This is a genomic window from Psychromonas arctica DSM 14288, assembly GCF_000482725.1.
Taxonomy (GTDB): Bacteria; Pseudomonadota; Gammaproteobacteria; order Enterobacterales; family Psychromonadaceae; genus Psychromonas; species Psychromonas arctica.
This window is the reverse complement of the sequence record NZ_KI519477.1, coordinates 279,310-286,118: the sequence shown is the minus strand read 5'-3', so window position 1 is coordinate 286,118 and position 6,809 is coordinate 279,310. Positions and strand designations below refer to the sequence as shown.

Here is a 6,809-nt window from a genome sequence, read left to right as displayed (position 1 = left end):
CTAATAACATAAAATACCTAATATCATAAAAAACTAGCCAATATATTTTAAAATACTATCTAAACTAAATGATGAAACGCTACTAGTTCAGTTGGTAGAGCACGAATTTGCCAAGTTAAGAGCTGGGGTTATCAGTTTTGTTTTTAGTCTCGTATTTTTTATCTAATATTGGGCTCATGCTTCCAATTTCAAATATCCTATAGAACATCAAATATCCTATAGAACATCCAATATCTTAAAAATCTAAGTAAAACACTATTTTTGATTTAAAAAACTTTATTCGAATAATTCTATATTTTAGTTATCCGTTAATAAGCTAAAGGTGACTAATTGCGGTGTATGGTCAGAGGCAATCGTGGCAATACTTTTTGCATTAATCATTTCTAAATCTCTGAAAAATATATGATCTAAGGGTAGACCAAGGATAGTCAGGCGTTGATCTTTAGAGAACTGTGTTTCATTAAAGCCTGCTCTTACAAGCGTGCCGATAATCTCTTCCGTTCTCGCCTCACTCCAAGTATTAAAGTCTCCACTAATAATAATTGGGCCCTGATGTCGTTCAATGAGTTGTATATAAGGCGCAACTTGCTCTTTAAGTGGCTCAGCCGTAAAAGTGAAGTTCACGCCGTGTAAATTTACTAGTAATAATGATTGTGTTGTGTCTTTAAATGCATAGGTGGTTGCTATGCCAGTTTTAGGAACCATGGTCCAAGGTTCTGAATAACGCGTTCCACAGGCCTGTTGCGCTTGAACACGACTAAAGGTGTTAACGCCATAATTTTGTTTTTGGTAATTAAAGGCAATATTTTGATAATAAAACAGTTTTTGTTGTTGGCTAAAATGGATCAGGTCTTGATCATACTTAGCTTCCTGCAAGGTGATTAGGTCCGCTTGATTCGCCCATTCATTTAACTTCTTAGACCATTGTTGATGCTGTTGTTTATAAATATTCCAGTTTAATAAAGAAAATGTACTATTGAGCGTATTGGTGTGCGCTGTACTTTTTACATTAATGAATGCAGGGCAGGTTACAGAGTACTGCCTATATTGCTGATCGATTAACGTCATTTTCCCCGGACTACTTGGTAAAAAACTCCAACCAAAGACCGCCGTCAGTAATAGTAAAACACCAAAGATAATTTTCTTGGTTAAGATTCGTTTACGAAGATGAATTTTAATGTTGAATTTCCTTGAATGGTAACGACTATAAGTTGCTTGATAAATACACATTTGTCGAAATGAAGTGTGATATTAATTCCCCTATAGTTATGTTGTTATTGATAGCTACTATCTATACGGGTTATATTGCACTTCCTATTAACTCGATTTAAGAAGCTATTATGCCATTAGAAAGAACACTTTCCATTATTAAACCAGATGCTGTCGGTAAACACCTAATTGGCGCTATCTTACAGCGTTTTGAGAATGCTCATTTTACGATTGTTGCTGCAAAAATGATGCAATTAACACGTGAACAAGCAGAAGGCTTTTACGCAGAACACAAAGGCAGAGAATTTTACGAACCACTGGTTGAATTTATGACTTCAGGGCCAATTATGGTTCAGGTGTTACAAGGCGAGAACGTGATCCCTGCTTACCGTGAATTAATTGGTAAAACAGACCCAACTCAAGCAGCAGCAGGTACTATTCGTGCAGATTATGCTGACTCGACTCGTTATAACGCTGTGCACGGTTCAGATAGTCCTGAGTCTGCTTCTCGTGAGATTGCTTACTTTTTTACTGATGATGAAATTTGCTTGGCTGCCGCTAACTAATTTTGTTTCCAAATACGCTCTCTTAAAACTACTTGTTCTTATAGGTTCAAGTAGTTTTTTATCCCCATGTTACTTAAAATTTTTCGTTAAAAACGAGCCTGCTCGCCACAACAATGTGCCATCTGAAGTTGTGTTCGCTCCCTTGTTGATTCTTGCAATGCTGAATTGATCCTTGAGTTTATGCTTTCAGGGGAAGGGACATGGTACTTACCTTGAAATGTATACTTTACATAAATTTTCCTTGCTGACTTTGCATCTCAAAGTATCATTAGGATATTATGCCAATCGAAATCAGAAAGAGTGCATACTTAATACAATCGGAATCATCCACAATTAACGAATAGACAAAGTTAAGGCAATTATGAATGAAGTGATCATGCTAATGGAACAAGTTCCAAGTTATTATTTTGGGACTGTTTTAATCTTAGGACTATTGATTGGTTCATTTTTGAATGTTGTTATTTATCGCTTACCGGTGATGATGGAACGTAGTTGGAAAGCCGAATGCAAAGATGCTTTCCCTGAAGCTAATATTGACCTAGATGAAGCGCCTTTTAACCTTGTGTTGCCGCGCTCGTGTTGTCCTAAATGTAACCACCTTATTGGTTCTCTTGAAAATATTCCGCTGATTAGCTGGTTAGTTCAAAAAGGCCGATGTAAGCATTGTGATTGCAAGATATCAGCGCGTTACCCAAGCATAGAGTTGTTGACAGGATTAATGTCCGTTGCTGTTGCTTATTATATTCCCTTTGGTTGGCCCGCTTTATTTGCATTAATTTTTACTTGGGTATTGATCTGCCTTACTTTTATCGATTTTGATACCATGCTGTTACCTGATCAACTCACGTTACCATTAGTTTGGTTAGGATTATTGGTGAATATGTCGGGCACTTTTACCAGCTTAGAGGATGCTTTGCTCGGGGCTGTATTTGGTTATTTGAGCCTGTGGTCTATTTACTGGGGGTTTAAGTTACTCACAGGTAAAGAAGGGATGGGCTACGGTGATTTTAAATTACTGGCTGCACTAGGTGCTTGGTTTGGTTGGCAGTCATTACCACTGATTATTCTATTATCTTCATTTGCCGGTGCAATCATTGGTATTGTTGTGATTGCCGCCTCTAAAGATAAACAAAGTCGACCATTACCTTTTGGGCCTTATTTGGCAATCGCTGGCTGGGTTTATCTCATTTATGGTGTTGAATTAACAACATTATATTATTCTCTTATTTTATAGTTTAATAGCATCAAGATATGTCTAACAAATCCAATCAACATACTCTTCAACAATTTGACTGCAGCCATTCTATAACAGACTGTAGTGTTTCCGGGGATAACTGTGATATGCCTATGGCTGAGAATAATGTCCCTATAGCACCTTGCTCAGTATCGCGAGCACAATCGTCTATTGTAAATAGCCCTACGGTGCCCAAGAGTCAAAAAGGTGAGAATGCTTTGCCCTTGAAAAACACGGCTGACTATAACGACCAAGATTGGATGCAGTATGCACTGGTATTGGCAGATAAAGCAGAAGCCGTGGGGGAGATACCCGTTGGTGCGGTATTAGTTAAAAGTAATGAAGTCATTGCTGAAGGGTGGAATCTTTCTATTCTTGAACATAATGCCTGTGCGCATGCAGAAATTATCGCGATCACTAATGCGGGTAAAGTATTAGAAAATTATCGCCTTATTGACTGCACGCTGTATGTCACCTTAGAGCCTTGTCCTATGTGTGCGGGGGCTTTGGTACACGCGCGTATTAAAAGATTAGTGTATGGTGCGGGTGATTATAAAACGGGTGCAGCAGGCAGTGTTTTTGATTTAGTGCGTAATGAACATTTAAATCATCAAATTGAAGTGACATCGGGCATTTATGCTGAACAATGTGCGACTAAAATAAGTGATTTTTTCAGGCGCCGTCGTAAAGAGAAAAAGGCGCTTAAACAGGCAAACAAAGGAGACAAAGACAATGTCTAATAAAGTGGTTAATTTTGAAATTGAAAAAGAAACTAAAAATAGCGTACGTTATAAAGAAGTGCCTGAAGAAGGGCAAGCCCCTATTGTTGGTAGTTTATATGTGCAAAAGTGGTTTGCTGGAAATAGCAAAAATATACAAGTGACGATAGAAAAGAAGGACTAATTGCCTAATCCTTCCTATGTACGATGTTGGAACACTTGTATGCCAACATCGTTCCTGTTCTAAGTAATCAAGTATATCGCTTAGGTTTACTGAGCCTGTGAGCAAAGCGCTAAGTTGTGCTGTAGGTGTACTAACAAATCAACTCGTTTCATTATTCCGATCAATTTCCCTTCATTAAGCACAGGGAAAATATTCTCTGTGTATTTTTGCGTTTTAATCGCTACTTCTGAAAGGTCCTCATCGGCCTGTAAAAAAGTAAAATCTTTAGCCATGATATCGTTTACTCGCACAGGTTTGTCGCAATGGTAAGCGCTGATCATTAATGCTTTTTGACAGTCAATCAACGACACCATACCAATTAATTTTTTGCTACTATTTATCACCGGTAATTGTGCCTGTTGACTACCTATCAATACCTTAATTATCTCTACCAATGGTGTTTGACACTGCACACTAACAGGTTGTTTTTGCATAATTTTTTGTACCGTTTGCTTGCTCATTTTATTACCTTACTCAGTTAGCTTATTTAGTTTCTGCTTGATGTAAGGATAATACCGCATTAAATTTGATAGTTTAAATTGATTGTTTTTATTGTGTTGATAGCTTTAAGCTATTGGTTTGAGGCTGGTAGTAATATGAGTGATCGTGACAGAGTAGGATATTAAGCTAGCATAGATGTGTATAAATTTCGATACTTCGATACAAGGTACTGAATCAAAAATTAATGTGTAGAAACGGTTATCTTCATTGCTTGCAGATCTTTGCTACTTGAATGATAAGCGGCGTTTTAATTGTGGCCTTTAACTATGTATAGCCTTTAAATAAGACTATAGTTAAAGGCGTTAGACGAACTAGCTCCCAATGGGATCTTATGCTTATTGTCTCTATGGCGAAGTTGCATCAGTTTGTGTTTTGATTGCCGCGCTGGATGCTGCTTCAATTGCTCCTTTAGCTGCTTTTTCCTCAGCTTCTTTTTTCAATGCTTTTTCTTTCTCTGCTTTCATCGCGGCCAAACGATCTATTTTCGCTTGTTCCTTAGCGACTTCAATCGCTGCTAAACGATCTAACTCAGCTTGTTCTTTAGCCGCAGCGATCGCCGCCAAGCGTTTAATTTCAGCTTGTTTTTTTGCTTCAATGCTGGCTAAACGCGTTACTTCCGCTTGTTTTTCTGCTTCGATCGCCGCTAAACGATCTATCTCCGCTTGTTTTGCCGCTTCAATAGCCGCTAATCGATCTATTTCAGCTTGCTTTTCTGCCGCTTCAATAGCTGCTAATCTGTCTATTTCAGCTTGCTTCTCTGCTGCTTCAATTGCTGCTAATCGTTCTATTTCAGCTTGCTTTTCTGCTTCTATTCTTTGTGCTTTTTCTTGTTCTTGTACATGCCAAGTCAAGGTTTTCAAATATTGGCGAATATTATCTACATAATGCTGTGCTTCGCGCCCTCGTGCGTAACCATAACGTGTTTTTGTATACCATTTTCGTTGATGTAATAAAGGTAAATTATCTTTTACATCGGCCCATGAATTGGGGTTTTGTTTACGCATTTTAGTAATTCGGCGTACATCTAATAAGTGTCCTAAGCCTATATTATAGGAAGCTAATGCAAACCAAATCTTCTCATCTTCTGGAATGCTTTCAGGTAACCTTTTGATCAGTTGGGTCAGATATTTAGCACCACCCCCAATACTTTGCTCTGCATTGAGTCGATTTTTGACGCCGACGAACTTCGCTGTATCTAGAGTCAACATCATCATGCCTCGCACACCCGTAGGTGAACGTGCCTTAGGATTCCAATGCGATTCTTGATAGCTTACGGAGGCAAGTAATAACCAATCTACCTCTGGTGTCGCGTGTTTTTTAAATAAGGCTTCGTATTTTGGTAATTTGCTTGTAATGCGTTTTAAGAAGGTGCGTGTATCCACATAATCGAAGTGTCCAACATGACCAAAGTACTTTTCTTCTATTTTTGCAATGGTACCTAATTTGTATTGATTCCCCATAAATTCGATCATCGCTGAATACAAAGTATCGTCAGACGCTTTACGAATTAACCAAGCCACAGGTTGTTTTTCATTGATAGTGAATGCTTCAGCTAGTGCGGGGTAATAGCGCTGTTTTTGTGCTAAAATGGTGCTGTCTACGATCGCAAATTTGATCTCTTTTTCTGCTATTTTACGTAATAAGGACTCTTGATCTTCGTTATCTAATACATCGATCACTAGGTCTGGATACTCTTGTTGTGATTTACTAATGTTTTCTTCGTGGCTACTACCTTTTAACACACTCACGGGACCATTGATGTCTGCCATTTCTCGCGGGCGATAGGTACCTTTGTGGTAAACAAGTTTTTGAGTGAGGTAATAGTATGGCGGGGAACTACGGTATTTTTCTGCTCGATTAGGCGTTAATGTTAGTCCCGCCCCTGCAAAGTCAATATCGTTATTATCTAATGCAGCAAATAAATCGTCTAAGCTCTCGAATTCTTTCACCACCAATTTAACTTTTAGATAATTGGCAAACTTCTTTCCAAGCTCATAATCTAACCCGCTGTAATTTTCGCCATCATAATTATAAGTTAATGAACTATTAATTGTGCCCATGATCAAAGTACGGCGTTTCTGCATTTTTTGGAGATCAGTTGTATGCACAAATGGGTTACAAGCCGTGAGAAAACACACCAAAACGATTGATAAAATAATTTTTAATCGAATAGAAATAGAAGTAATGAAGACAGGTTTATTCATAGATAGTTGTATCAATCCAGTTAGTCGAGTGGTCACATTATCCAATAAAGGATTTAAATATCCATTTATTTACCAATTAACGGGTTTATTTATCACAGACTATAGAGTGTTTCTATTTAATAAAAAATGCTTTTCTTTTATAATATAGAGCTA

The 6,809-nt window shown here is 37.8% G+C and carries 7 protein-coding genes; 4 read left to right on the top strand and 3 right to left on the bottom strand.

All coding sequences use genetic code 11. The annotated features are described in order from the left end of the window. Positions 1 to 297: 297 nt before the first annotated feature. Positions 298 to 1,230 carry an endonuclease/exonuclease/phosphatase family protein gene (locus tag H592_RS0112815; protein WP_084296277.1) on the bottom strand — a complete coding sequence of 311 codons (933 nt, stop codon included), beginning with the start codon at positions 1,228 to 1,230 and terminating at the stop codon, positions 298 to 300. 110 nt (positions 1,231 to 1,340) lie between these two features. Here H592_RS0112815 and ndk point away from each other — a divergent pair, with 110 nt between their 5' ends. The 4 genes from ndk to H592_RS24240 all read left to right on the top strand — a co-directional run bounded on the left by ndk (position 1,341) and on the right by H592_RS24240 (position 3,912). Further along, positions 1,341 to 1,775 (top strand): nucleoside-diphosphate kinase, encoded by a 435-nt coding sequence (gene ndk, locus H592_RS0112810; protein ID WP_028869116.1) that lies wholly within the window; start codon positions 1,341 to 1,343, stop codon positions 1,773 to 1,775. 361 nt (positions 1,776 to 2,136) lie between these two features. Beyond that, complete coding sequence (locus H592_RS0112805) at positions 2,137 to 3,009, top strand: prepilin peptidase (protein ID WP_028869115.1); 873 nt, start codon at positions 2,137 to 2,139, stop codon at positions 3,007 to 3,009. Positions 3,010 to 3,122: 113 nt separating this feature from the next. Beyond that, positions 3,123 to 3,749 carry a tRNA adenosine(34) deaminase TadA gene (gene tadA / locus H592_RS0112800; protein WP_084296283.1) on the top strand — a complete coding sequence of 209 codons (627 nt, stop codon included), beginning with the start codon at positions 3,123 to 3,125 and terminating at the stop codon, positions 3,747 to 3,749. Continuing rightward, positions 3,742 to 3,912 (top strand): hypothetical protein, encoded by a 171-nt coding sequence (locus tag H592_RS24240; RefSeq protein WP_169727660.1) that lies wholly within the window; start codon positions 3,742 to 3,744, stop codon positions 3,910 to 3,912. Before tadA ends, H592_RS24240 begins: the two co-directional genes overlap by 8 nt. A gap of 86 nt (positions 3,913 to 3,998) precedes the next feature. Here H592_RS24240 and H592_RS0112790 read toward each other — a convergent pair whose 3' ends face one another. After that, positions 3,999 to 4,412: a CBS domain-containing protein gene (locus tag H592_RS0112790; RefSeq protein WP_028869113.1), complete on the bottom strand. Its 414-nt coding sequence runs from the start codon at positions 4,410 to 4,412 to the stop codon at positions 3,999 to 4,001. A 384-nt stretch (positions 4,413 to 4,796) separates the two neighbouring features. After that, positions 4,797 to 6,656 (bottom strand): membrane-bound lytic murein transglycosylase MltF, encoded by a 1,860-nt coding sequence (gene mltF / locus H592_RS22290; protein ID WP_051369161.1) that lies wholly within the window; start codon positions 6,654 to 6,656, stop codon positions 4,797 to 4,799. Between the last annotated feature and the right edge of the window lie 153 nt (positions 6,657 to 6,809).

Coding starts and splice junctions, on each gene's coding strand:
- H592_RS0112815 (WP_084296277.1), bottom strand. CDS start 1,230: ATGTGTATTTATCAAGCAACTTATAGTCGTTACCATTCAAGGAAATTC.
- ndk (WP_028869116.1), top strand. CDS start 1,341: ATGCCATTAGAAAGAACACTTTCCATTATTAAACCAGATGCTGTCGGT.
- H592_RS0112805 (WP_028869115.1), top strand. CDS start 2,137: ATGAATGAAGTGATCATGCTAATGGAACAAGTTCCAAGTTATTATTTT.
- tadA (WP_084296283.1), top strand. CDS start 3,123: ATGGCTGAGAATAATGTCCCTATAGCACCTTGCTCAGTATCGCGAGCA.
- H592_RS24240 (WP_169727660.1), top strand. CDS start 3,742: ATGTCTAATAAAGTGGTTAATTTTGAAATTGAAAAAGAAACTAAAAAT.
- H592_RS0112790 (WP_028869113.1), bottom strand. CDS start 4,412: ATGAGCAAGCAAACGGTACAAAAAATTATGCAAAAACAACCTGTTAGT.
- mltF (WP_051369161.1), bottom strand. CDS start 6,656: ATGAATAAACCTGTCTTCATTACTTCTATTTCTATTCGATTAAAAATT.